This is a genomic window from Stieleria marina, assembly GCA_007741555.1.
Taxonomy (GTDB): domain Bacteria; phylum Planctomycetota; class Planctomycetia; order Pirellulales; family Pirellulaceae; genus K23-9.
In genome coordinates this window covers 511,570-537,303 of record CP036526.1, presented here as the reverse complement: position 1 = coordinate 537,303, position 25,734 = coordinate 511,570, and the positions used below count along the sequence as shown (strand labels likewise).

19 protein-coding genes are annotated in these 25,734 nt (G+C 54.6%); 14 read left to right on the top strand and 5 right to left on the bottom strand.

Going from position 1 to position 25,734, the window contains the following annotated elements:
• Nucleotides 1–225: 225 nt before the first annotated feature.
• The 5 genes from K239x_RS01955 to K239x_RS01935 all read left to right on the top strand — a co-directional run bounded on the left by K239x_RS01955 (nucleotide 226) and on the right by K239x_RS01935 (nucleotide 6,247).
• The gene (locus K239x_RS01955) at nucleotides 226–810 is read left to right on the top strand and encodes a hypothetical protein (RefSeq protein ID WP_145416008.1); all 585 of its coding nucleotides are present in this window, start codon (nucleotides 226–228) and stop codon (nucleotides 808–810) included.
• Nucleotides 811–1,120: 310 nt separating this feature from the next.
• The gene (locus tag K239x_RS01950; protein WP_419189568.1) at nucleotides 1,121–2,422 is read left to right on the top strand and encodes a sulfatase; all 1,302 of its coding nucleotides are present in this window, start codon (nucleotides 1,121–1,123) and stop codon (nucleotides 2,420–2,422) included.
• A gap of 224 nt (nucleotides 2,423–2,646) precedes the next feature.
• Nucleotides 2,647–2,934, top strand: coding sequence for a FeoA family protein (locus K239x_RS01945; protein WP_145416006.1), 288 nt, complete (start codon nucleotides 2,647–2,649; stop codon nucleotides 2,932–2,934).
• Nucleotides 2,935–2,940: 6 nt separating this feature from the next.
• Entirely contained in the window at nucleotides 2,941–5,091 is a 2,151-nt protein-coding gene (gene feoB, locus K239x_RS01940) for a ferrous iron transporter B (protein WP_145416005.1), read from the top strand.
• Nucleotides 5,092–5,158: 67 nt separating this feature from the next.
• Nucleotides 5,159–6,247 carry a leucine-rich repeat domain-containing protein gene (locus K239x_RS01935; protein WP_145416004.1) on the top strand — a complete coding sequence of 363 codons (1,089 nt, stop codon included), beginning with the start codon at nucleotides 5,159–5,161 and terminating at the stop codon, nucleotides 6,245–6,247.
• Between the two features lie 188 nt (nucleotides 6,248–6,435).
• Here the strand turns inward: K239x_RS01935 and K239x_RS01930 are convergent, their stop codons facing one another.
• Both K239x_RS01930 and K239x_RS01925 read right to left on the bottom strand, forming a co-directional pair.
• On the bottom strand, nucleotides 6,436–7,779 hold the full coding sequence (locus tag K239x_RS01930) for a Gfo/Idh/MocA family protein (RefSeq protein ID WP_145416003.1): 1,344 nt from the start codon (nucleotides 7,777–7,779) through the stop codon (nucleotides 6,436–6,438).
• A 45-nt stretch (nucleotides 7,780–7,824) separates the two neighbouring features.
• Complete coding sequence (locus K239x_RS01925) at nucleotides 7,825–8,769, bottom strand: LamG-like jellyroll fold domain-containing protein (RefSeq protein ID WP_145416002.1); 945 nt, start codon at nucleotides 8,767–8,769, stop codon at nucleotides 7,825–7,827.
• Nucleotides 8,770–8,837: 68 nt separating this feature from the next.
• Here K239x_RS01925 and K239x_RS01920 point away from each other — a divergent pair, with 68 nt between their 5' ends.
• The 4 genes from K239x_RS01920 (at nucleotide 8,838) to K239x_RS01905 (ending at nucleotide 13,008) form a co-directional block, all read left to right on the top strand.
• On the top strand, nucleotides 8,838–9,695 hold the full coding sequence (locus K239x_RS01920; RefSeq protein ID WP_145416001.1) for an inositol oxygenase family protein: 858 nt from the start codon (nucleotides 8,838–8,840) through the stop codon (nucleotides 9,693–9,695).
• 118 nt (nucleotides 9,696–9,813) lie between these two features.
• Nucleotides 9,814–11,274, top strand: coding sequence for a Gfo/Idh/MocA family protein (locus K239x_RS01915; RefSeq protein ID WP_145416000.1), 1,461 nt, complete (start codon nucleotides 9,814–9,816; stop codon nucleotides 11,272–11,274).
• Nucleotides 11,275–11,282: 8 nt separating this feature from the next.
• On the top strand, nucleotides 11,283–12,095 hold the full coding sequence (locus tag K239x_RS01910; RefSeq protein WP_145415999.1) for a phosphatidylinositol-specific phospholipase C/glycerophosphodiester phosphodiesterase family protein: 813 nt from the start codon (nucleotides 11,283–11,285) through the stop codon (nucleotides 12,093–12,095).
• 16 nt (nucleotides 12,096–12,111) lie between these two features.
• Complete coding sequence (locus K239x_RS01905; protein WP_145415998.1) at nucleotides 12,112–13,008, top strand: alpha/beta hydrolase; 897 nt, start codon at nucleotides 12,112–12,114, stop codon at nucleotides 13,006–13,008.
• Between the two features lie 70 nt (nucleotides 13,009–13,078).
• On the opposite strand, the gene K239x_RS01900 is transcribed toward K239x_RS01905, so the two are convergent.
• Entirely contained in the window at nucleotides 13,079–14,308 is a 1,230-nt protein-coding gene (locus tag K239x_RS01900) for a DUF1015 domain-containing protein (RefSeq protein WP_145415997.1), read from the bottom strand.
• 199 nt (nucleotides 14,309–14,507) lie between these two features.
• On the opposite strand from K239x_RS01900, the gene K239x_RS01895 reads away from it, so the two are divergent.
• The 5 genes from K239x_RS01895 to K239x_RS01875 all read left to right on the top strand — a co-directional run bounded on the left by K239x_RS01895 (nucleotide 14,508) and on the right by K239x_RS01875 (nucleotide 22,639).
• Nucleotides 14,508–18,395: an outer membrane protein assembly factor BamB family protein gene (locus K239x_RS01895; RefSeq protein WP_145415996.1), complete on the top strand. Its 3,888-nt coding sequence runs from the start codon at nucleotides 14,508–14,510 to the stop codon at nucleotides 18,393–18,395.
• 94 nt (nucleotides 18,396–18,489) lie between these two features.
• Nucleotides 18,490–19,422 (top strand): hypothetical protein, encoded by a 933-nt coding sequence (locus K239x_RS01890; RefSeq protein WP_145415995.1) that lies wholly within the window; start codon nucleotides 18,490–18,492, stop codon nucleotides 19,420–19,422.
• Nucleotides 19,423–19,485: 63 nt separating this feature from the next.
• Nucleotides 19,486–21,036, top strand: a complete 1,551-nt coding sequence (locus K239x_RS01885; protein ID WP_145415994.1) for a substrate-binding domain-containing protein — start codon at nucleotides 19,486–19,488, stop codon at nucleotides 21,034–21,036.
• A 122-nt stretch (nucleotides 21,037–21,158) separates the two neighbouring features.
• Complete coding sequence (locus K239x_RS01880; RefSeq protein ID WP_145415993.1) at nucleotides 21,159–22,010, top strand: ABC transporter permease; 852 nt, start codon at nucleotides 21,159–21,161, stop codon at nucleotides 22,008–22,010.
• Complete coding sequence (locus K239x_RS01875) at nucleotides 22,007–22,639, top strand: ABC transporter ATP-binding protein (RefSeq protein ID WP_145415992.1); 633 nt, start codon at nucleotides 22,007–22,009, stop codon at nucleotides 22,637–22,639. The genes K239x_RS01880 and K239x_RS01875 overlap by 4 nt, the downstream gene beginning before the upstream one ends.
• Before the next feature lie 24 nt (nucleotides 22,640–22,663).
• Here K239x_RS01875 and K239x_RS01870 read toward each other — a convergent pair whose 3' ends face one another.
• Both K239x_RS01870 and K239x_RS01865 read right to left on the bottom strand, forming a co-directional pair.
• On the bottom strand, nucleotides 22,664–24,163 hold the full coding sequence (locus K239x_RS01870; protein ID WP_473163563.1) for an NAD(P)(+) transhydrogenase (Re/Si-specific) subunit beta: 1,500 nt from the start codon (nucleotides 24,161–24,163) through the stop codon (nucleotides 22,664–22,666).
• Between the two features lie 15 nt (nucleotides 24,164–24,178).
• Complete coding sequence (locus tag K239x_RS01865) at nucleotides 24,179–25,711, bottom strand: Re/Si-specific NAD(P)(+) transhydrogenase subunit alpha (protein WP_145415991.1); 1,533 nt, start codon at nucleotides 25,709–25,711, stop codon at nucleotides 24,179–24,181.
• Between the last annotated feature and the right edge of the window lie 23 nt (nucleotides 25,712–25,734).

Here is a 25,734-nt window from a genome sequence, read left to right as displayed (position 1 = left end):
CATGAATTCGACGTTCCAGTAGCCTTTGCGTTGCGAAAGACTTCCCGGTACTGGAGAATTCTCCAGTTGAATAAGCTCGGCGACAGTTTGCCTTCGGCAAGCACGTCTCTTAGCATGTTCGTCGTCGCGGCCCTGGTATGATCGGGTCTCGACACCCAACTGATCGAAACGTTCACCATGTGATTTGTAGCATGGTTGCATTCCCTCCCTCCGAAAGGAAATCCCGTGAAGAATTTTTCTGTACTCAGCCTTGGCCTCGTCGCCTTGATGGCATCGGCAGTCACCCTGAACGCAGAGGAAGCTGCCACGAAGGCGCTTAAGAGCGGTCCGCAAAAGGGCGATTCCATTGGCGCGTTCTACGTCACCAAACTTTGTGGTGCCGAAGAAGATGGTGTTAAAGAAGGCAAGAACCTCTGCTACCGCTGTCGCAATGGCCGAAAGCCACAAGTCATGGTGTTCACGCGTTCGACCGATCCCAAAGTGGCTGAATTGGTTCAAAAGCTAGACGCTGCTGTGACGAAAAACGAAGACGCTGCTCTTCGTGCGTTCGTCAACGTCATGGGTGAAGACAAAGATGATGTCACCGAAACGGCGAAGAAGTTTGCTGCTAAGACCGGCGCCAAAAACATTCCATTCGTGATTCCAAACGAATTCGAAAACGGTCCCGACAACTACGGCATCAACGCCAAAGCTGAAGTCACCGTCGTATTGGCTTCCAACATGGGCGTGAAAGCCAACCACGCATTCGCTAGCGTCAAAGACATGAACGTCGATGCAGTGATCGCTGACTTGTCAAAGATCATCGAGTAGTTTCGCGCTACGACGATTGCTAACATGGACCGCGGCACTTCATTTGAAGTGTCGCGGTTTTTTTGTGAGCCGCTGACGCAAGACACGGGCCTCTTGCAGTATCCCGTGTCCGGGACGCGCCTGACATCCAACTCTGCGGAGCGATTGGGTTTTCCTTACACTAAAGCGGTTTTGCATCATCGATCAATGCCCGTGGCTAGCGCCCGCGGCTCACAGGACTCTGCTTCCCATGCGTTCAATCTTTGCCTTACTCCTCATCGCAATGTGTTCCCTGAGCACTTTCGCTAATGAGCCGAAAATCAAGAACGTCGTGTTCATCATCTCAGACGACTTGAAAGCCAGCGTCTTGGGTTGCTACGGCGATCCGCATTGCAAAACGCCCCACATTGATGCGTTGGCCCGGCGGGGCATGTTGTTTCGACATGCGTATTGCCAAGGGACTTGGTGTGCTCCTTCGCGGGAGTCGTTCATGCACAGTCGTTACGAAGGCAAGAGCGACATCAACCTGGGAAAACATTTCCGCGACAACGGTTGGTACAGCGCACGAGTGGGCAAGATCTATCACATGCGAGTTCCCGGTGACATCATCGATGGTACCGATGGCCTGGATGTCGCCTCGTCGTGGACCGAGAAATTCAATTCGTCTGGCTTGGAGGCACACACGCCCGGCGACTATGCCTGTTTGAACCAAAACATCTTCACGACCAGTTTAGAAAACCGCGAATCGACAAAGATGAAACATCGCATGTTTGTCACCGTTCAGTACGACGGCGACGGCAGCGACCAACCCGATCACAAATCGGCCACCAAAGCATGCGAGTTAATCGCAGAACACAAAGACGATCCTTTCTTCCTGGCCGTCGGTTTCGTTCGCCCACACTATCCGATGGTCGCGCCGCGGCAGTACTTCGCACCGTATCCTTGGCAACAAATCGAATTACCCGCAACCGTTGACGATGACTTGGCAGACATTCCCAAACAGGGAATCGCCAACACCGTTTCGACCACCAACGCGATTGGCAAGTATCCCGACAACCAAAAACGAATGTGGACTGGCTACTACGCTTCGGTCGCGTTTATGGACCGGCAAGTTGGCCGTGTCGTTGATGCCTTGGATCAAGCAGGCCTGCGCGACAGCACGGCGATCGTCTTTACAAGCGACCACGGCTACCACTTGGGCGAACACGGCTTTTGGCAAAAATCCAACTTGCACGAAGAAGTCCTCCGCGTGCCGTTGGTAATATCCGCTCCCGGTTTCAAAACCGGTGAGACGGATTCGGTTGTCGAACTGGTCGATATTTTCCCAACACTTTCGCAACTCGCTGGTTTGCCCATTCCCGATTCCGTCCAAGGAAAAAGCCTGGTGCCGATCTTGGCGGATCCCCGTGCCAAAGTGAAAGACGCCGCCCTGTCGTTTCACAAAGGACATTCGCTACGCACCGACCGTTGGCACCTGATGCGATACAAAGACGGATCTGCCGAGCTGTACGACATGAAGTCCGACCCAGCCGAATTCACCAATCTGGCCGGTGCCCCCGGTTACGCCGCCAAGCTGAAACAGCTTGATCGACAGTTAGATAAGACGCTCGAAGCGAATGGTCTAAATAAATAAGCCCCGCTGGAGGCCCGTGAAACACATTAAAATGCCATCGCCTGCGGCATTTTGGTGCATTTGGCCAAATTTGGTGTGTTCTTCGCCTTAGCTAGATTGATAATGAGAACAAGTCTCATTAAGATCTCTCTCAGCGTTTTGGCACTTCTGCCAAGATTGCTGCCCACCTTTGTTCCACCCGATTGACGTCACGGGATCAACTCCCGACAGGTATCTTTCAAACCATGGATCATCCTCTGCTCGATTCACCAGTACAAACCGCACCGGTAGTTGATCGTCTTTCGACAGCTCAGGTCGGAAATTTCGTATGCGTGGGTGTCGATGCTGACGGCCAAAGCCAGACTCGAATGAAGAGCCTGGGAATTTGTGAAGGCCGAACGCTGGAATTGATTTCTGCCGGCGATCCAATGATTGTTCGCGTATCGGGCTCGCGTGTCGGCCTGTCTCGGGCTTTGGCTTCCTATGTTTCGGTAAGCCATCCCTCCCCACAGCTCGCTCGCAAAGCGAAATAGCACCCGGTGTCCCCAGCCGCGCCCCACTCTGCCGCGCCCCAGGCCTGCGCTCCAACGACTGACATCGTCTTGCTCGCTGGCAATCCCAACACAGGCAAAACGTCGCTCTTCAATGCGCTCTCGGGGATGCGAGCCAAGACGGCCAACTATCCCGGCATCACGGTCGACTTGCGCAAAGTCACGATGCCGATCGCATCGCCCGACCAGTCTCAGCCGCCCACGTTTATTGACCTGATCGATTTACCAGGCCTGTATAGCCTGGAGCCTACCAGTCCTGAAGAAACGGTTTCCTCCGAAGCCTTGCAGGGCAGACGCCTAGGAACACCCGCCGCCGTCGTGTTGGTTTTGGATGCAACCAACCTGTCTCGCAATCTCTTGTTGGCCAACGAAGTGTTGCAGTTGGGGCTGCCAACGCTTGCGGTCTTAAACATGATCGATTCGGCAGAATCTTCTGGCATCGAAATCGATCAAGAAAAACTCTCCAAACAAATGGAATGTCCCGTCGTCGCGGTCAGCGCGCGAACGGGATTCGGGCTGGACAAGTTTCATCGTGAACTAGATGCACTGCTGGCAAAAAACCGCGCCACTCCGGCACTGCCGATCGCCAGACCATCGTGTTCGGTTGGTTGCACGGGCTGTCGATACGCCGCCACGTTTGACTGGAGCGAATCGGTTGTGGCTCAGTCGGTTTCGGGAAACCGCGAACCGCGTAACGAAAACTACGAATGGATCGATCGCATTCTGACCGCGCCGTTGGTCGGAACCTTGTCGCTGCTAGCGATCATGCTGTCAGTGTTCTTTCTGATTTTCTCGCTCGCTGACATTCCCATGTCGGCGATCGAATCGGGTTTTGGATGGATTTCAGATCGAGTCGACGGAATCATTCCAACCGAGACGGTCCACAAAGCACTCTGGATTCCGCTGATCACTGCGATCGGCATGGCAACGTTTGCAATGGGTTACCGACTCGCGGAAATCAGATGGGGCAAGCGCGCCATCGGTGTGGCTGTCGTGACGTCACTCTTGATTGCGTTGCTGCCGCTAGAAGATTTCCGCAGCCTGATTTTGCACGGCGTCATCGGCGGCATCGCTGGCGTCGTAGTCTTTTTGCCGCAAATCTGCATCCTATTTTTCTTTATCACGATCCTAGAAGACTCCGGTTACATGGCCCGCGCCGCCTTCGTGATGGAGCGCATTATGCGACGCGTCGGGCTACCCGGCAAAGCTTTCGTACCGATGTTGTCCGCCCACGCCTGTGCCATCCCTGGCATCATGGCCACACGAACCATCGAAAACTGGCGAGACCGTTTGGTCACAATTCTCGTTCTGCCGCTACTGACCTGCTCGGCCCGTCTGCCGGTCTACGCCATGATCTCGGCATTGCTGTTTGGTGCAAACCCATTGCTGGCGGCACTGACGTTTGCCGGCGCCTACATGCTGGGCTTAGGTGCCGCGTTGCTCTCTGCTTGGTGCTTAAAGAAAACGATCATCGCTGGAGAAGCCGCGCCACTGGTCATCGAACTACCGCCCTACCGGATGCCTACGCTTCGCAACGCGTTTTTCACCACGCTAGATCGGGCCTCGGTCTTCTTGCGAAATGCCGGCAGCATTATCTTGCTGATCTCGGTGATCTTGTGGGCCATGGCGACGTATCCAAAACTGCCTGAATCCGCCGTCGCTCAGCAAAACGATTCGGCTGAACTTGATAGCGGCTCGCTCGCACAGCAATCCCTGGAATACTCGATCGCCGGACGTACGGGCAAAGCATTGGAACCGATTTTTTCACCGCTCGGCTTTGATTGGAAAATCAACGTCGGCGTGGTCTCTTCGTTTGCCGCTCGCGAAGTCTTGGTGTCAACGCTTTCGATTGTTTACGGGATGGGCGAAGAAGGAGCCGACGACGAAGCGGGCTTGGTCGAAAAACTCCGCCGGCAAAAACGCGCCGATGGTTCACCCGTTTTTACCACCGCCGTCTGTTTCAGCGTGCTGGTGTTCTACGTCTTGGCGATGCAGTGTTTGCCCACGCAAGCCATCACCAAACGCGAAACCGGCAGTTGGAAATGGGCAATTTTTCAGCTCGTCTACATGACCGTGATGGCCTACGTCGCCGCCATGATCACCTTCCAATCGCTCGCGGCATTGGGTTTCAACGCTTAGCGTCATCAATTGCTAAGATATTGGCTTGAGTGATTCGATTCTTCCGGCCGATCACGAGCCTGTTGCTGTGTCTGACGAACCTGCCAAGCATTCCGAGTTGCCTGCGACCAGCGCCGACGGACTCGCCGAGCGATTGGCGAGTTTAGAATCGCAGATTGGTCGACTGACGGATTTTCTGACGCAGCAAGCCGAGTCGCGAATTCGCCGACGGCGAAAACTCTCGCTGCGACTCTTGTTGATCGCGATGGTAGTCTTCGCCGGCGTATTCGCATGGTTCAGCGCCGTCTATCGCCAATCACGACAACAATCCCGCGCTGTCGATCACCTGGTTGCCCAAGGCGCGTTCGTGATGTACGAACCTCGGGAGAACATGCTGGTCAGTCTGTTGCCAGGTGAAGTTAAATCACCGCCTTCCGTACTCGCCAATTCACTGGGCGCCGATTTCTTTCGTGCGGTCACAAATGTTTCGACGAACAACCGCCGTTTTCAATCGACGACTGACAAACAAAAGCTGATCGAATCGATTGCCCGCATCGAGCAACTTGAGCGACTGCGCCTGTCAAACGTCACACTTCGCACCAACGACCTCACACCGCTTTCGTCGCTGCGAAATTTACAATCGTTGGACCTGACGCGTGCAAGTTTGGACCGTGGATCGCTACCGTGGCTATCCGATTCACAGATGCGTTGGTTTTGCGCAGCGCACACGTATCTGGGCGATCAAGTACTGAAGGACCTCTCGCGCTGTCCTGAGTTACAACATCTGAATATAGAACGCACAACGGTGACCGAAAACGGGCTGCAGCACGTCTATCTGATGAAGCAACTTCGCTATCTAAATATTAAGCGCTGCTCGGTCAGCTACGCGGCGGCGAAGAAACTTAGTGACGCCATGCCCAACTGCGTCATTGATTGGGAACCGCTGATTTTTACCAGCGATGGCAAAGTCAATAACCCGGCTATTCGGCAACGTCGCGTTCGTTTTGGAAATACGGCGCCCGCCGATCCAAGAGCATCCCGACGCGCGATACCGCCAGCAGACAGCACGCCGCGCAGTGTTCAAAATCCATTTGCAACCAGCAACGGATTGTCCGCACCGACCATCCAGGTGCGCAACCGCAGTTACCGATCAGGCTACATGCTTGACGCGTTTTAAGAAAACCGAAGCGTGCTGAATCAGGCCGCTGGTGCTAGCCACGGGCATTTTGCGGTCTTGAAAATTTGGATCATGTGCGACGGATAACTCGTCGATTTGGTCGCGCAAATTTGCCGTGTTGATGAATGACCGTGGCTATCGCCAGCGGCTAACGTTGAAATCCGCGTGGTCGACAAATGTTGGCGTGACTACGTCAATGACCATGGCTGACGATAGTTGATCTCCATCAGCAACTTGCTGGCCTCATCGTCGCCCACGATCAACTCGTTTGTGGCATCCCATTTCAGCTTGCGACCGACCGCGTTGGACACATAACCCAAGTGCCCCGGCGTGATGCTTCGATGTGTCGTTTGTGCTGGCGAAATGCATGCTTCACGAGAGCGGATGCAATCCAGAAAGTTCTTGGCATGGTTGTCCGACGCGTAGACCTTGACGCGGCCAGGAACAAAATCAGGTTTACTCCAGTCGGCATGCGATGATTCCAATTTCCCTCGTGTCACAAACACCCAACCATCGCTTCCAATCAACTTTAAACCTTGCCGATTGTTGACCGAAATCGAGCTTTGAATCCCACCCTCGTACTCGCAACGGAGCGTGTAATTTGCTGGCGTGTTGTAGACGTCACCTTCAGGAAATGTCCAGTCAACTGCCTCGACGCTCTCGGGTCCACTCTGGTCCACGTCGAGTGCCCAATGAGCGATATCATTGTGGTGACCGATCCAATCCATCAGCACGCCGCCGCCGTAAGCTCGATGGCCTCGCCACCATCGATGATGGCGTGCTCGCATGTACGGCAGGACTTCGGATGGGCCGCACCAAAAATCGTAATCCAACTGTTTCGGAGGCTTTGCAACTGCTGTGTCGCCTTGAGGTTTTTCGTAGCCCATTGGCAAACCGACTTCGACGGCGTGGATTTCGCCCAGCAATCCGTTGCGAGCGATTTCGACCGCGCGGCGAAACTTTTCGTCACTGCGTTGCTGCGAACCAGTTTGAAAAATAGCTTTCTGTTTAGCGACTTCCTGGTACACCAACTGGCCTTCGTGAAACAAATGAGTCACGGGCTTCTCACAGTAAACGTCTTTGCCAGCTGCCAACGAATCGATCGTACATTTTGCATGCCAATGGTCCGGTGTGGCAATCACGACGGCATCGATGTCGTCGCGACGGATCAACTCGCGATAGTCGCTGTAGGACTTGATGCCCCCCTGCGTCACCTTGCCAGCTTGTTTTGCATACGCCTGATCGATTTTTTTCATTGCGGGAATTCTCCCAAATGCAATTCCTTTTCCCCATGCCCGATCGCGATGATGAAACTCGTCCACGTCACAGACCGCCACAATCCGGCATCCATCCAAACGCAAAAACTCGTCGATCAAGTTGTACCCGCGCGACCCCAGACCAATCACGCCAAGATTGATCCGGTCGTTGGAGGACCGTTCGTTTCCACTACCAATTGAACTGGCAAGTCCCGCTGCAAAACCGCAAGCGCCAGCGGAAGTCGCTAAGAATGATCGTCGATTTTGTTGATGCATCGTTCTTTCCAAGTGTGCTTTGTTGAGACGGCACTAGTCTAACCACTAGCGAATCAGTTCGGGTCGTTCATAAACGCGGCGAACTTCTTGAGCAGACAAAACTCGGCCCCAAACTTGAAGCTGGTCGATGTCTCCGACGAATTGATGACCGAGTATCAATGCGCCGTCGCCGAAGTGAAAACTCATTTTTCGTTTCAACGTCGATCGTCCCATTCGACGGCCGTCCAAGTACATCGTGAGCGTGGCGAGTGTCTGCTTTGCCTGTTCAGCGTCGAGCGGTTTGACATGCCCAATCGAAAGACACAGATGATGCCAACGCCCGTCAATTAACGGCGGACGCCGGATTCGGACAAGCGTCTGACCCGAAATCGCTTCGCCAAGTTCCGATGTGCCATCACGTGGCTGATCGGACAACACCAAACGCAAATCATCCCCTGCTTGGCCCAAATTCTGCCCGCCACCACGCATCAATTCCATGCCCAGAGTGGGCCCCGACGATTCGGGCTGAGCCAGCTGAACCAATATTGAATTCGACTGGTCCTTTGTCGTCATCGACGAATTTGCCGTTGCCAGTCGCACCCAAATACTGAGGGTCAGCTCGCAAGCAGCGACAAAACCTAGACGTCCGGAATGAAATTCGTCCGCACGATAAAACAAAACTTGCGGAGAGACTCCGGTAAATCGCAGTGCATCGCCGAGCCGCCCCGCTCCGTCGGCAATATCGACATGCGGACGCTGAATATGCGTTTTGACATCACGACGTTCGACTGCATTTCGGTAGGTTGCCGCCGTAGACACCCAGCCCTGATTACTGGACAGATTAAGATCCGCGACGTCATCAAACGTCGCCAAGCAAACCATCCCAGCGATGATGTCATGATCCATTTGAATCTCTGGCCCTTGATCCTGAGCAGGGTCATCTTGGCCCTGGACAATCGCTTGCCCAAAGAGGACCAAGACGATCGCGGTAAACCGATTGATTCTTGACACAATGGACCTGTCGTCTGCTAATCTTGAGATTGAAAACCTGGCACCTACCTTAACACTCTTCCCCTCCGATGCGTGATACAACCAACGACCAACCGCTTCATCATGTCGATGACTGGGATGATGATGTTGGAAGCCGCTATAGCGACCAAGAAAAGACAACGAGTGAATTTCGTAACTACGAAGCTCCCGAACACAATCGTGTTCGGGAATTTTATCGTCTCAACCACGAACACCAGACGTTGGAATTCAATCGGCTAAAACGGCAACAGTACCTGCCGCTGCGTCAGCGCCGCATGGGAATCTGGGAGGCGATGGAGTATCTCAACACGCTCGTCGACCAAAGCGACCCCGACACGGAATTGTCGCAGATCGAACACCTGATGCAGTCTGCCGAAGCGATTCGTCGTGACGGACACCCGCGCTGGTTTATCTTAACTGGGTTGGTTCATGATCTCGGCAAGATCCTTTGTTTGTACGGTGAACCGCAGTGGTCCGTCGTCGGCGACACTTTCCCGGTCGGCTGTGCATTCAGCGACAAAATTGTTTTGGCAGAGTACTTTGACGCCAATCCCGATCGCCAAGACATCGAGCTCTCCACCGCACAGGGGATTTACGAAACCAACACGGGCCTGGACAACGTCCTGCTGTCCTGGGGACATGACGAATACCTGTATCACGTCGTCAAGAACTACTTGCCGATCGAAGCCCAGTACATGATTCGGTACCACTCGTTTTACGCCGGCCATCGAGAAGGTGCTTATACCCACCTGATGAGCCCCACAGACGAAGCCATGATGGAGTGGGTCAAAAAATTCAATCCCTACGATTTGTACAGCAAAAGCGATCAACGCCCGGACGTGCAAGCGCTGAAGCCCTACTATTGTGAGCTGATCGACGAATTTTTCCCAAAGCAGTTGGACTGGTGAGTCCTTGAGAGAGATATAATCGTGACGCCCTCGATCGACGTCGACGCACGTCATGGGCTTAGAATTCAGCGTCCCTGTTTGCTCTTATCCTTATCGATTCCTTTAACTTATCGCGACCATGCCAAACAAGAAGAAAGACACCTCCGATCAAACATCCCGCCGCGGTTTTTTGCAGGCCACCGCCGCGACTTCGTTCGGAGCCTATTTCAGCAGTGTTGCCGCCAGCAGCGCCTGGGCAGCGGATTTTAAATCGCCCAACGAACAACCCGGTGTCGCCTTTGTCGGTGCAGGCATTCGGTACCACACCTACCATGGCAAACATGCCCTCAAGTTCGGTCCATGCATCGGCATCGCAGACGTCGACGGTGTTCAGCTTGGACGTGCTCAGCAAGTCGCGATCGACATTCACCGAGCAAACAATCGTCCCATCGTCGTTGGCGCCCACGAAGACTACCGCCGACTGTTAGACAACAAAGAAGTCGACGTCGTGGTGATCGGCAGCGTCGATCACTGGCACACCAAGATCGCTATCGACGCGATGAACGCGGGCAAGGACGTGTACGCGGAAAAACCGTTGACACTGACGATTCGCGAGGGTCAGCAAATCTTAGCGGCGATGAAAAAGACCGGACGCGTTGTTCAGGTTGGTACTCAGCAACGAACCGAATTTGCCCAGCGGTTTGCTCAAGCAGCCGCAATGATGCGAGACAATCGCGTGGGCGAGGTCAGCAAAGTGACCGTCTGCATTGGCGGATCACGCGACGCGGTCACATTGCCGAAATGCGATCCTCCCAAATCGCTGAACTGGAACGAATGGCTGGGTCAATGTCCGATGGTCGACTATCGCGCTCAAAGCGAAATCGTCGATACAACCGGCTGGGGAGCAGGCTTTCCGTTTGGCCGTGCCCACCGCTACTACCGTTGGTTCTATGAGTACTCCGGAGGCAAACTGACTGACTGGGGTGCTCACCACGTCGACGTTGCCATGTGGTCACTGAACAAACTGGGGGATGACATTGGCAAGATCACCATTGATCCTCTGGACGTCACACACCCCGTCGAATTTGTCGATGGAATGCCTCAGCGAGACGACATGTTCAACTGCGCGACCAAATTCAATGTCAAATGCACGTTCGCCGACGGACTGGACATGTACGTCCGTGACAACGCCCCCAAACTAGGTTTTGACAACGGCATCATGTTCGAGGGGAACCAGGGTCGATTCTTGGTCAACCGAGGAAAAATTGTCGGCAAGCCCGTCGAAATGCTCAAGGACAAACCACTTGCCGGCGACGCGATTGGCAAACTGTACGTTGACGATCCAACCGGCACGGAAGGTTTTGGCGAAGATGGATTCCACATGAAGAACTTCATGGAGTGCATCAAGAGTCGAAAAACACCTGCGTCGGATGTCCAGTCACACCACCGGATGCTCAACGTTTGCCACGCGATCAATGTGGCCATGCGTTTGGGACGCAAAGTCGTGTTCGATCCCAAAACAGAAGATTTTGGTGACGACAAACAAGCCAATTCGTTCGTCCAGCGTGAACAACGCAAAGGCTACGAAACCTCCGTTTAATGCATCTCATGAAACAGGCAAACACACTCGCCACGATGATCTTTGTCGTGGCGAGTTTTACGTTCGTAAACCAAGTCGACGCGCAGGAAGACCGGCGTTTGCCAGTCGTCCACCCGCACGCGCACGCACACAACGATTACTTACACGCTCGTCCGCTTCTGGATGCACTTGACCAAGGTTTCTGCAGCGTCGAAGCCGACATCTATTTGGTCGACGGAGAACTACTAGTTGCTCATGATCGCGACCAATTAAAAATCGAACGTTCGCTGAAACAGCTTTACCTTGAACCATTGCGGAAGCGGATCAAAACCAATGCTGGAAAAGTCCATCCCGATGGCCCCGGCTTTACGCTGTTGATCGATATCAAATCAGATGCAGAATCGACGTTCTTGGCGCTCAACGAATTGCTAGGCCAATACGACGAAGTCTTTACTCGCATCGATGGCGACAAAGTGACCGATAAAGCCGTAACTGCAATCGTTAGCGGCAACCGAGCAAATGAAACGATCCTCGCTCAGTCACCTCGGTTTGTCGGCATCGATGGTCGTCTGTCAGACCTCAACAGCGACCTACTTGCGCACCAAATGCCGCTCATCAGCGATCATTGGGGACGCAATTTTCGCTGGCGTGGTGACGGTGCAATCAGTGACGACGACGCAGCAAAACTCAAAAACATCATTCAACAGGTTCACGCTCGCAACCGCCGCGTGCGATTTTGGTCCATCCCCGACAAGCCAATCGCCTGGAAAACTCTGCACGAAGCTGGCGTCGATTTGATCAACACTGACAAGCTTAAAGAACTCTCCGTCTTCCTCCAATAATCGCTCCGATTCGATCATGCCCGCAATTTTGAAACCTTTCCTTTGTTTCGCAATCTTGTTGTCTACCAACGCGTTTGCTCAGCAGACCGAATTCGAAATTTGGCCGGGAGAACTTCCGGCGGGCAGCGTGAAGTTTGACGCCGAACAGGTCGCGCAGTTCAAAAGCAAAACGACGCCAGAACGAATCGCCTACATCAAACGTGCCTCGCTGACGCACTTCCCTGCCCCTGCCGACAAAGCCAATGGCTGCGGCGTCGTGATATGCCCAGGTGGAGGCTACAACATCTTGGCCTGGGACCACGAAGGCGTCCAAATCGCACAGTGGTTCAACTCCATCGGCGTCAGTGCGTTTGTCCTGAAATACCGAGTCCCTCGACGAATCCCCGACAAGATCCACTGGGAACCGATGCAAGATGTGCAACGCGCCATCCGCGTCGTCCGGCACAACGCCAAGAAATACGACATCGACCCTAATCGCATTGGTACGTTGGGCTTTTCAGCCGGCGGCCATCTGACGGTCATGTCAGGGGTCCAGTACGAAACCAATTGTTACGAGCGTGTCGACAAAGCAGACGATCTGAGTTGCCGCCCCAATTTCATCTGCCCCATCTACTGCGCGTACTTAGGCAACAATTACGACGACCGAAAAGAGATCGAACTAGGACCACTAGTAACGGTCACAAAGGACACGCCGCCTACGTTCATGGCAGTGACTTGGGACGATGCACTGCGTGGCGCCCAATCAGCGTTGCTTTTCGCCCGACTCCGCCAGCACGACGTCCCCGCCGAACTACACGCTTTCACCAAAGGAGGACACGGCTATGGCATGCGACCAAGTAAAAACGCTGTCTCGCATTGGCCCCAACACCTACAAGCGTGGATGCAGACACAAGGCCTATTAACCAAACGGTAGGCGAGGATCAGGCCGCTATCGATCGCAAGCGACCGGGGAAAAAGCACTGATTCCGATGCCAGGCAAACTGCTAATCCAACAAGTGCGTGAGCAGTCCGCTTCGTAGTTTGGGTTCAAACCAAGTGCTTTTGGGCGGCATGACTTCGCCGGCGTCCGATACAGCCATCAATTCAGAGATGGACGTGGGGTACATCGAAACGGCGCAAGCCCAGTCGCCTGAGTCGACTCGTTTTTCGAGTTCCTTGGTGCCGCGAATGCCGCCTACAAAATCGATCCGTGGATCGGTGCGAACATCATCAATCCCGAAGATCGGCTTGATCACGCGTTGTTCAAGGATGGCAACATCCAAACAATTGATCGCATCGTCTTGGTCGATCGAATCGGCCGGCACCGTCAAGCGTGACCACGATCCGTCCAGGTAGACGCAGAACGATCCGGAGCTTGGCGGCACAGGATCATCTGTCGGTTCCAAAGTTCCTACTTCGGCAAGACGCCCACGAATCTCTTCGGCAGTCATCCCGTTCAGATCTTTGATGATGCGGTTGTACGCCAGAATGTTTAACTCGCTGGCAGGAAACAGAACCGTCAAAAACCAGTTGTATTCTTCTTCGCCCGTGTGGTTTGCATTTGCTTCACGGCGTGCTTTGCCGGCGCGCCATGCACTCGCGGCGCGGTGGTGACCATCTGCCACGTAAAATGCTGGCACATCGGTTAGACCGGCCACGTACTCGCTGGCGTCGTCGATCTTCCACACAGTATGTTGGACGCCGTCGGCAGCCGTAAAATCGTAGACCGGATCACTTCCAATCGCAGACGCCACCAAATCGTTGACTTTCGCATTGTCGCGATACGTCAAGAAAACGGGTCCGGCGTGCGCCTTCAGCGTGGTGACGTGTCGAGTGCGATCGTCTTCCTTGGCAGGCCGAGTGAACTCGTGCTTCAGGATCAGATTGTTTTCGTAGTCATCGACGTGGCAGCAACACACGACGCCGACTTGGCTCTTGCCGTCCATGATTTGGCGGTACAGAAAGATGCTTTCGCTGTCATCTTGCTTTAGAACCCCATCACTCATGAATCGATTGAGGTTCTCCGCCGCCTTGGCGTAGATCTCGTCCGCATACGGATTCGTATCGGCGGGCAAATCGATGTCGGGACGCACAACGTGCAAGAAAGACTGTTCGTTGCCCTCGGCCAGAGCCGCGGCTTCATCGCGATTGACGACATCGTAGGGGACGCTGGCGACCTGAGCAGCATTTTCGACTGTGGGACGGACCGCGCGGAAGGCTTTGACTCGTGGCATTTCAGTTGTCTCGTGGACTGAAAACGGGGACGGGAAGATGGACAAGGTTATACGACAGAGACAAAAAGACTGGCACCCCTGCAGAAAGCGGACAAACGGCCTTTTGAAGATACCGTTTGATGGCTAGACGCAACGTAATCACGAGCCAATCCCTGCTACAATCTCGGGTTCCCCGACCTGCCACTCAGGAGCGTCCCCCATGATCCTTCGCTTGCCTCGTTTTATTGCGATTGTTCTTCTTCTGTGCGGCCTGCTTTCCTCGTCCGCTTGGGCCGACGCCGCGAGCGATGCAAAAGCGATTTTGTCGCAGTCCGCCATGACGGGCGGTTTCGTCGTATGCCTTGGCGAAACGGATGCTAACAAGCTGGCCGCACTTGGCGAAAAGTCGTCGATTCAAGTTCACGCACTGATGCGAGATTCGTCGATGATCAAGTCGGTGCGAAACTCACTTCGTGAAAAGAAGGTCTACGGCGAAGTCAGCGTTGACCGGCTCGACGGTGACTCGCTGCCGTACGTCGACAACCTCGTCAATTTGTTCGTCGCCGATACTCTGGATGGTATCGCGATGGACGAAGTGCTCCGTGTCTTGGTGCCCCACGGTGTCGCACTGATCAAAGACGGCGACACTTGGAAAAAGACGATCAAACCGCGCCCTGATAACATCGACGAATGGTCGCACTACTTGCACGATGCCACGGGCAACTCGGTAGCGGATGACGACGTCGTCGCGCCGCCGCGTCACCTACAGTGGGTCGGCAGCCCGCGTTGGGCACGGCATCACGATCGCATGGCCAGCATGAGCGCGTTGGTTTCGACGGGCGGAAAACTGTTTTACATCATGGATGAAGGCAGCCGAATTTCGATACAGTTGCCTTCCAAATGGAAACTGATCGCGAGAGACGCTTTCAACGGCAGCGTGCTTTGGAAACGCGACATCGACGAATGGCAAACACACCTATGGCCTCTCAAAAGTGGCCCCACCCAGCTGTCTCGACGCTTGGTCAGTGACGACAGACACGTCTACGTCACCCTTGGTTTCAATGCACCTCTGACAGCACTTGACGCGTCGACTGGCGAAACCGTGCAGACTTATGAAGGCAGTGATGCGACCGAAGAAATCATCACGACCGGCGGCAAGCTGTTTTTAGTTGTCCGCAAAGGCAAAGCGGAACTTCAAGATTACGTTCCGCTGTTTGGGACGGTCGGCGACCAAGCTCGCAGCCGCGAGATTTTTTACGACGAAGAGCCTCGCGTTTTAATGGCGTTTGACATCGAATCCGGCCGACAGCTTTGGGCAAAGAAAACGAAAGTTTCGCCCCTGACAATGGCCGCCGATGGCGACAACGTTTTCTTTCACGACGGCGAAAAAGTCGTCGGTGTGAACCAGACAACCGGCAAAGCGGTGTGGCAGTCCGAATCAGTCACCCGCCGTCAATCGTTCACCTTCAACTTTGGCCCGCGACTGGTCGTGCACGACGACGTTGTGCTGTACTCCGGCGGCGACGGCAAAATGAAAAGCTTTGATGCCAAGAGCGGCGAGGAACTTTGGAATAGCGATTTTCCCAACAGTGGCTACCAAAGCCCGCAAGACCTGATGGTGATGAAAGGCCTGGTCTGGCTGGCACCGCTGACTTCGGGCAAAGACTCCGGCGTCTACAAAGGTCGCGATCCGCGCACCGGCGAAGTCAAAAAGGAATTCGCCCCCGATGTCGAAACGTACTGGTTTCATCACCGCTGCTACATTGCCAAAGGCACGCAAAATTTCTTGATGCCATCGCGAACCGGAATCGAGTTTGTCGATCCTGACAAGGAACACTGGGACATTCACCACTGGGTTCGCGGAGGGTGCCTGTACGGCGTGATGCCCTGCAACGGATTGACGTACGCGCCGCCACACAATTGTGCTTGTTATCCAGAAGCCAAACTCTTTGGCTTTAACTCTTTAGCCCCGATGGCACCGACTCGCCCGATTCCCGCCGAAGTGCCTGAGGAAGGACGTCTAGAAAAAGGCGCGGCGTACAAACAACTGCTTACCGACGCGCCGCCAAAGAACTCCGACGACTGGCCAACTTACCGACACGATCAGGGCCGCAGCGGAACAACGACGCGCCCCGTTGATGCCGCAGTTTCCGAAACGTGGTCGGCAGATCTTGGCGGACGCATTACTTCGCCAGTCATCGCGGAGGGAAACGTTTACATTGCCAAAATTGACTCGCACACTTTGCACGCTTTGGACGAAAACACCGGCCAAGAAAAATGGACTTACACCGCAGGTGCTCGCATTGATTCACCGCCTACGATTCATCGTGGACGAGTGGTGTTTGGGGCAACCGATGGATGGGTGTACTGTTTGACGTCCTCGGGCGAATTGGCGTGGCGTTACCGTGTCGCGCCGATCGATCGTCGCACAATGGCCTACGAGCAACTCGAATCACTCTGGCCGGTTCACGGCAGTGTGCTGATCCACGACGACACCGTTTACTGCGTTGCCGGACGGTCGAACTTTCTCGATGGCGGTTTGCGATTGCTCCGATTAGATCTGGCGAATGGTGAAAAACTTTCCGAAACGATCATGGATGAAACTAATCCTGAAACAGGCAATAACTTGCAGGAGAAACTCCAAATCTTGCAAATGCCGGTTGGGTTGCCCGACATTCTGTCCTGTGACGGAAAACACATTTTCATGAAGTCGCAAAAGTTTGACTTGGAAGGCAACCGCCTTGAAATCGGCCCCAATTCCGGGGACTTTGCCGGTCAAGCTTCCAAGCAACGCGGTGAAGACGCCCACATTTTTGCACCGATGGGTTTCCTGGACGAAACCTGGTTCCACCGATCTTACTGGGTGCTCGGCCAAAGTTTTGCAGGTGGTCATGGCGGCTACTACCAAGCCGGCCGGTTTGCGCCGTCGGGCCGACTGCTCGTCAACGGCAACGGCTATGTTTTTGGCTACGGCCGAAAACCTCAATACCTTCGTTGGACGACGACGCTTGAACACCAACTCTTTGCCGCTGACCCCAATCCGCCCGAGATCCCCAAAGACTACTTAGCAAAGAAGGGCGCCGCCGGTGCGAACTCCTTTGCCACGTTCCCGAAAACACCCAGCTTGGATCCGACCGGCAAGCCGTTGACGATCGAGGCTTGGGTGACAGCCACCAAACCGCAAGGTGTGATCGTTGCACGTGGCGGCCCATCGGAAGGCTTTGCGCTCACGATTCAAGGCGGGCGTCCTACGTTTCATGTTCGCGCCGACAGCCAACTGACGACTATCACCGGCAAGAAACGCATCGTGGGAGGCTGGCACCATCTCGCTGGCGTTCTTGCCGATGACAAGACAATGACGCTTTATGTTGATGGCGAAAGTGTGGGCACCGCTAAGACCGCCTCGCTGATCAAGACCGATCCAGCCCAGCCATTGGACGTGGGAGCGGATGGCCAAACCGCAGTCGGCAACTACAAGTCACCCATGCAACTATCAGGGGTGGTCGACGAAGTTCGATTGTATTTTGCTGCTGCGACCAAAGAACAAATCAGCAAGCGACATGCCGATGGAAGTGAAATTTCCAGCAACGCGGTCTTGGCGGTAAGCTTCGATGACGGTTCGGCTCGCGACCATTCGATCAAACGCAACAACGGGACCGTCATGGGTGGCAAACCGGTCGATGGCAAGTTCGGAAAAGCGATTCAATTCACCGGCAAACGTAAAAAGGTAGGCGACAGCGGTTCCACCAAACCTGGCAACAGCTTGGTCGATCCCAAGTGGACGCAGGACGTGCCGATCTATGTTCGTGCGATGGTGCTGGGAGGAAAGACACTGTTTATCGCCGGCCCACCCGACATCATCGACGAAGAGGCCACGTTCAAACAACTGTCCGAATCCGATCCCCGAGTAACGCGGTTGTTGACCAAACAGGACGACGCGTTGGAGGGACACGACGGAGCACAACTTTTGTCGGTCGACATCGAAACAGGCAAAGTCATCAACACCGTCGACCTGCAGTCGCTTCCATCATGGGACGGACTAGCAGGCGCAAACGGCAAACTATTTCTGTCAACGTTGGACGGCAAAGTCATCTGTTTCGGAAAATAAACTGCCTTACGTTTCGCAAGAACGAAGGCGCCGCGTCTACTTTGCCAAACTCGTTTACCACGCCCGCAACGCAGCGGCGCGGGGCTACAAAACCATGCAACGTTTTACTTCCCAACTGATCATCGCCGGCCTGCTGGCCGCCACGGCGCAAGCGTGCAACATCCCTGTGTTTCGCTACGCACTGGAACGTTGGAAACCAGACGCATGTGAGATCTTGGTCTTCTTTCCGGACCAGTTGACCAAGCAGCAAGAATCAGCCTTGGAGAGACAAGGAAAAGCATCGCCGAGAATCACGATCACGCGCGACACAAAGACCAGCAAGATCGGTGGCGACAAAGGCCCGTTGATCGCACAGGCTGTTGTACGCTGCAAAGTCAATGGTGGAAAAGTGCTAGAGGTCTGGAAAGGCAACCCCAGCCATTTGCCGGAACTACAGTTGGCCGATTCGCCAGCGCGACAGGAAATCCAACGTCGACTTCTTAAAGGCGACTCAATTGTTTGGCTCGTGCTCGAATCGGAAGATGAAAAGAAAAATCGAGCCATCAAGCAGCAACTAGACGATCGCTTCCAATTACTCGCTGACAAACTGCAACTGCCCGAAGGAATCGGCCTGCCCGGATCGGAACTATTTTCCGAAACCCCTTTGCTGTTGCAGTTCAGCACGCTGACCATCGCAGCAAATAATCCTGAGGAGGTGTTTCTATCCACGCTGCTGACTAAGATTGAAGGAAGCGCGTATCGCAACGGCGAACCACTCGTTGTTCCGATCTTTGGCCGTGGCCGAGCACTGGAGGTCATTCCGGCAAACGAACTGAGCGACCAATTGATCGATGACCTAACCGTCTTTCTATCGGGAGCATGTTCCTGCCAGGTCAAAGAACGCAATCCAGGATTCGACTTACTGATCACCGCTGACTGGGACACGGAGTTGTTCGGCGCAGACGGTGAAATCCCCGCCGACACACCGCTGCACCAACAGCAAAACCAACCTCCCGCCACCCTCACGATTCCTCCCGGACGCAAGTAGTCGCCCGACTGCTGCCATACTGCCTCCACACATCCCGCCTGGTTTTTCGACCAAGATCTTCCCATGAATAAATTCATCGCTCTGATAGTTGGCTCCAGCCTGCTGCTGGCCGCAATGATCTTTCTGCTCGTCCGAAACGATCAATCAACGTCCATTACCAACGCCAATGGCGAAGCCGCTGAGCCTCTGGTACTTTTCTGTGCCGCCAGTAATCGTGCCGTGATGGAAGCGATTCGCAGCGACTACGAAGCCGAGTTCAACCGCCCGCTGCAGATCCAATACGGTCCCTCGCAAACACTGCTGTCATCGATCGAAGTCAGCAAAACCGGCGATCTGTTTTTACCAGCTGACGACAGCTACTTGGCAATGGCGAGCGACAAAGAGCTCGTTGCTGAGATCATTCCGGTCGCCAAAATGCAGGCAGTGGTCGCCGTCCGAAAAGGAAACCCCAAGTCCATCACTCAGTTCGACGACCTTCTGTCCAAGGACGCTCGATTCATCCAAGCCAACCCTGATGCGGCCGCGGTCGGCAAATTAACCCGCAACGTCCTCTCCAAAGTCGGCTTGTGGAAAAAACTAGACGATGCGACGACCGCAACCCACACGACGGTGACCGACGTAGCACGCGACATTGACGTTGGAGCCGCTGACGCAGGAATTGTGTTTGATGCTGTCCTGCATACGTTTGACGGGGTCGATTTCGTGGAGCTTCCAGAACTGGCCGATGCACAAGCCAATATCTCGGTCGGAGTCATTGCGTCGAGCAAACAACCACAAGCGGCACTGCACTTTGCACGCTATGCCGCAGCCATTGACCGTGGCATGAAACGATACGAAGAATTCGGTTTTCGCGTTGATGGAAAAGAAAGCTGGGGAGACATACCAGAATTGAATATCTTTGCCGGTTCCATGCTTCGCCCCGCCATCGAAGACACCATCGCTGCCTTTGAAAGCCGCGAAGGTATTCGTGTCAATCGTGTGTACAACGGCTGCGGCATTTTGGTCGGACAAATGAAAGCCGGCCAACACCCCGATGCTTACTTTGCTTGCGACAGCGAATTCATGGACCAAGTCACCGACCTGTTTCCCGAACGCGTCGACGTTTCCGAAAACGAATTGGTAATCCTTGTGCAAAAAGGAAATCCCAATAATATCACGACACTCAAAGACCTGACTCGAAAAGGCCTCCGAGTCGGCGTCGGCCACGAAAAACAGTGTGCCATGGGTTGGCTGACACAAAAGACGTTTCGTGAAGGTGGCATTCAAACCAAAGTGATGGACAACGTCACTGTGCAGTCGCCCACCGGTGACATGCTGGTCAATCAACTGCAAGCCGGATCCCTGGATGCCGCCGTCGCTTACTTGAGCAACGCAGCGGGCGCCGCAGAATTCCTCGACGCCTACCCGATTACCGGAATCTCTTGCAGTACTGCCACTCAGCCCTGGGCTGTTGCCACAGATTCCAAGTATCCCGAAACTGCGAGCCGACTCTTTCAAAAGATTTGCTCAGCCAAGTCACAAGACGATTTTGCAGCGGAAGGCTTCCGCTGGAAACTCCAAACAGTCAATACGACCAAGACTCTCCCTGGTAAAGATCCAGAGACCGAAGAATAATCCTTGTCGCAAAGATCGCTCCCACTAGCGCCGTTGGCAGTACCTTTGCGGCGTTACTAGACCGGGAGGTTTTCGCTCGCAACAATCGTGTCCCTCCCATCCACTTTCCGACCCAATCCAGCATGCCACCGCTTTCGTCGGCTTCTCCGTCTGGCCAACCGCCACGCCGTCAGCGATCGGACAACTTGTTCTTTTTGGTGATGAGCGGTATCTCCGCGTGTTTTGTATTGCTAATCGTTTTGTTGCTCGCTGCTGACATGATGTCAACTTCGTGGACCGATTTCCGTGATGCGCTGAGAAAGCCTGAGATCCAATCGGCGTTCAAGCTGACATTAATTTCATGCACGGTTGCCGCAGTTCTTTCGCTGTGGGTCGCGACACCTCTGGGTTACCTACTATCGCGATACAAATTCCCCGGTCGTTGGATGGTCGACACGCTGGTGGACATTCCCATTGTGCTGCCACCGCTAGTACTGGGCCTAAGCTTGCTGATCCTTTTTCACTTACCAATCTTTGGCTGGCGTTTGGAGGATTGGCTACGCGATACCGTTGGCTTTCCGGTGACGTACCGCTGGCCCGCAGTCATCTTGGCTCAGTTTTCCGTTGCTTGTGCGTTCGCTGTGCGAACCATGCGAGTGACGTTCGATCAAATCAGCCCTCGCGCCGAAGATGTGGCTCGCACTCTGGGCTGCACGCGATCACAAGCGTTCCTGCAAATCGCTATTCCGCAAGCTTGGCGAGGCATGATCGCTGCTTTCACGATTGCCTGGGCACGAGCCCTGGGTGAATTTGGTCCCATCCTCGTGTTTGCCGGTTCAACTCGCATGAAAACCGAAGTTCTATCGACGACCGTTTTTCTGGAGCTATCGATCGGACAACTCGACGCCGCCGTTGCTGTCTCCCTATTGATGGTGGCCATGGCCGTGGTGGTACTCTTGATCTTGCGGATGCTGGGAACGGGATTGTCAGCATGATCGAACTCCAAAACATTGCGATCGACGCCGGCGACTTTTCGTTGCGGAACCTCTCTTTTGAAGTCGCGGACGGGCAATACGCCATGCTGATGGGGCGAACCGGACGCGGCAAAACCACCATCCTTGAAACCATTTGTGGATTGCGAAAACCGTCGGCGGGAAAAATCCTGGTTGACCAGGTGGATGTGACCGACTGGTCACCTGGCGACAGACAGATTGGATACGTGCCCCAAGATCTGGCTCTCTTTCCAACCTTTACGGTGCGAGGTCACATCGAATTTGCGTTGCGACTACGCAGGTGGTCCGCCGCTGACATCCAAGAACGCGCGGCCGAGATGGCCGAAGTGCTGGACATCACCCACTTGCTAGATCGCAGCATCACGGGACTAAGCGGTGGCGAATCACAGCGAGTCGCGCTCGGACGCGCACTGTCATTCCGCCCATCAGTGCTGTTGTTGGACGAACCGCTAAGTGCGTTGGACGACGCCACACGCAACGAAATGCAAGAATTGCTACGGGATGTCAAAACAAAAACCGGCGTGACGACTCTGCACGTCACTCACAGCCATGAAGAAGCCGATGCGTTGGCGGACATACGGCTAACACTGGACGACGGCGTGCTTTCGTAATTGCTTTGGCCGTGGACCAACGTATCACGCCTGAAGTGCTCGCAAGATCGCATCGATGTTTTTCTTTGCGTCACCAAACAGCATGTGAGTTTTTTCTTTGTAGAACAGCGGATTATCCACGCCAGCGTAGCCCGCGGACATCCCGCGTTTCATCACGATGCAAGTTTTGGCCGTCCAGACTTCAATGACCGGCATGCCCGCGATGGGACTGTTGGGATCTTCTAATGCAGCCGGATTAACGATGTCGTTGGCACCAATCACCAAGATTGCATCCGTGTCGGACATGTCTTCATTGATTTCGTCCATCTCCAGCACAATGTCGTAAGGCACATTCGCTTCGGCCAATAAAACATTCATGTGCCCGGGCAGCCGACCGGCAACCGGGTGAATCGCAAAGCGAACTTCCTTGTCACGCTTGAGCAGTACCTTGACGACTTCGGCTAACGAGTGCTGCGCCTGGGCCACTGCCATTCCATATCCGGGAACGATCACGATGCTCTGAGATTCTTCGAGCGTCGCTACAGTCTCTTCGACATTGAACTCAGTCACTGTCCCATCAATCTCCGCAGCAGGACCGCCTGCTCCGTTTCCGAATCCTCCCAAGATCACACTGACAAAACTACGATTCATCGCAGCACACATGATGTACGACAGGATCGCCCCGGAACTCCCCACCAACGCGCCGGTGACGATCAGCAAGTGATTGTGCAACATAAATCCAGCGGCAGCAGCAGCCCAACCACTATAGGAATTCAACATCGACACAACGACCGGCATGTCAGCACCACCAATCGCGGCGACCATATGCGCTCCCAGCAAACACGCGATCACGGTCATCAACATCAGCGGCTGCATGCCTGGTTCGCCCGTACCGGCGGAGCGACAAAACCAAACCCCCAGCGCCGCGCAGACAATCAGCAATCCTAGATTCAAAACATGACGCCCCGGAATTGCCAGCGGCTTTCCACCGACCGTGCCGCGGAGTTTCAGGAACGCCAGAATCGATCCAGTGAAGGTAATCGCGCCGATGAAAACACCGACAAACACTTCGATGTTGTGAATCATCAATTGCGTTGCAGTCTTGGGCAGAGGCATTCCATCAAATGCCAGCTCCGATGCGGAAACCAATGCACGCATTTCCGCTTCGCCCACATACGTGGAAATCCCCACCAACACCGCAGCCAATCCAACAAAACTGTGCAGCAGCGCCACAAGCTCGGGCATCCCTGTCATGGGAACGCGGGCGGCCAACGCTGCTCCGATCAGTACTGCCGGGATCACGGCCAACACCATCCAGGGATAGCCGCCACTCATGTATCCAACCAACGTCGCTGTGATCGCCAGCAACATCCCAACGATGCCAAGCAAATTGCCTCGCGTTGCGGTCGATTGATTTGACAATCCGCTCAGGCTAAGAACAAACAGCACCGCAGCGGCGATATACATCACGTTTGCAAATGACTGGCTAAGCTGCATCGCATCAGCGACTGCGAACAAACCGCTCGCGAAAACGAATTCCATCATGACTCTTGAAGTGCCTTACTTGCGGAACATTTTCAACATGCGGTGAGTGACCAAAAAGCCACCGGCGATATTGATCGTGGCAACAAAACTCGCGACAGCGCCCAATGCCGCTGCCAGCCCGCTGCCCGCGCCGACCTGAATCATTCCGCCTACCAGGATGATGCCGCTAATCGCGTTGGTCACACTCATCAGCGGTGTATGCAGCGAAGCCGTGACATTCCAAATCACTTGCCAGCCAACGACGCAAGCGAGCACAAACACAGTCACGTCGGCAATGAATCCTTGATCCCTGGTCATTGCGACACCAACCAAAGCCAGCACCGCCGCGGCCAACAGTGCCCAAGTCATCGCCGGCGACGCCCCGGTCTTGGCAATCGCTGGCGCCGTCGGAGTTTCGACTAATTTAGGTTTCGCGGACACCGAAACCGGTGGTGGAGGCCAAGTGACGTGCCCCGCGTTGACAACCGTGGCGCTGCGAATCACTTCGTCGTTCATGTCCACGCGATAGTTTTCGCTGCCGCCCATGTCCTCCATCAAATGATACAGGTTCGTCCCGTACAGCTGGCTGGATGTATGCGCCAACCGACTTGGCAAATCGCAGTAACCCACCACATGAACACCGTCAAACGTGATCACTTCGTTGGGCACCGTGACCGCGCAATTGCCACCTTGCTCGGCTGCCAAGTCGACGACCACGCTGCCGTGCTTCATCGACTGCACCATCTCTCGCGTTATCAATTCAGGTGCGGGCCGTCCGGGGATCAACGCCGTGGTGATGATGATGTCGACTTCTTTGGCCTGCTGAGCGAAGAGAGCCATTTCAGCATCGATAAACTCTTTGCTCATTGTTTTGGCATAGCCGCCAGTCGTGCATCCGGATTCATCCGATTCGAATTCCAAAAACAAAAACTCCGCGCCCATGCTTTTAACTTGTTCGGCAACTTCAGGACGGACGTCAAATGCCCGCACGATAGCGCCCAATCCTCGCGCCGTGCCGATCGCTGCCAAGCCTGCGACGCCGGCACCGATGACCATCACCTTCGCCGGAGGCACTTTGCCGGCGGCTGTGATTTGCCCGGTAAAAAACCGGCCAAACAGACCGGCAGCTTCGACCACCGCGCGGTAGCCAGCAATGTTGGCCATGCTGCTGAGCGCATCCATTTTTTGTGCACGACTGATCCGTGGAATCGCGTCCATCGAAATGGCGGTCGCGCCGCGATCAGCTATTCCTTGCAGCAGTTCTTCATTTTGTGCAGGAGCCAGAAAGGTCACCAACGTTTGACCGGAACGAAGTTGGTCGACCTCAAACGGTTCTGGGCTGCGCACTTTTAAGATGATGTCCGCAGTTTCCCATATCGCTGACGCATCGTCGACCAATTCACAGCCAACGTTGGCATATTGCGTGTCGGGAAAGCTGGCCGCATCCCCCGCGCGGGCTTGCACGACAACATCGAATGACAATTTTTCGATCAATCGTCGAGCCGTCTCGGGCGTCGCAGCCACACGACATTCGCCTGGATAGACTTCTTTTGGAATCCCAATCTTCATCTACGATGCGCCGCTTCGCGTGT

Bases quoted from the DNA above. Each gene is read 5' to 3' on its own strand.
- K239x_RS01945 (WP_145416006.1), top strand. From the start codon at position 2,647: ATGGATCATCCTCTGCTCGATTCACCAGTACAAACCGCACCGGTAGTT.
- K239x_RS01930 (WP_145416003.1), bottom strand. From the start codon at position 7,779: ATGCATCAACAAAATCGACGATCATTCTTAGCGACTTCCGCTGGCGCT.
- K239x_RS01920 (WP_145416001.1), top strand. From the start codon at position 8,838: ATGCGTGATACAACCAACGACCAACCGCTTCATCATGTCGATGACTGG.
- K239x_RS01915 (WP_145416000.1), top strand. From the start codon at position 9,814: ATGCCAAACAAGAAGAAAGACACCTCCGATCAAACATCCCGCCGCGGT.
- K239x_RS01910 (WP_145415999.1), top strand. From the start codon at position 11,283: ATGAAACAGGCAAACACACTCGCCACGATGATCTTTGTCGTGGCGAGT.
- K239x_RS01905 (WP_145415998.1), top strand. From the start codon at position 12,112: ATGCCCGCAATTTTGAAACCTTTCCTTTGTTTCGCAATCTTGTTGTCT.
- K239x_RS01900 (WP_145415997.1), bottom strand. From the start codon at position 14,308: ATGCCACGAGTCAAAGCCTTCCGCGCGGTCCGTCCCACAGTCGAAAAT.
- K239x_RS01895 (WP_145415996.1), top strand. From the start codon at position 14,508: ATGATCCTTCGCTTGCCTCGTTTTATTGCGATTGTTCTTCTTCTGTGC.
- K239x_RS01890 (WP_145415995.1), top strand. From the start codon at position 18,490: ATGCAACGTTTTACTTCCCAACTGATCATCGCCGGCCTGCTGGCCGCC.
- K239x_RS01885 (WP_145415994.1), top strand. From the start codon at position 19,486: ATGAATAAATTCATCGCTCTGATAGTTGGCTCCAGCCTGCTGCTGGCC.
- K239x_RS01880 (WP_145415993.1), top strand. From the start codon at position 21,159: ATGCCACCGCTTTCGTCGGCTTCTCCGTCTGGCCAACCGCCACGCCGT.
- K239x_RS01875 (WP_145415992.1), top strand. From the start codon at position 22,007: ATGATCGAACTCCAAAACATTGCGATCGACGCCGGCGACTTTTCGTTG.
- K239x_RS01870 (WP_473163563.1), bottom strand. From the start codon at position 24,163: ATGATGGAATTCGTTTTCGCGAGCGGTTTGTTCGCAGTCGCTGATGCG.
- K239x_RS01865 (WP_145415991.1), bottom strand. From the start codon at position 25,711: ATGAAGATTGGGATTCCAAAAGAAGTCTATCCAGGCGAATGTCGTGTG.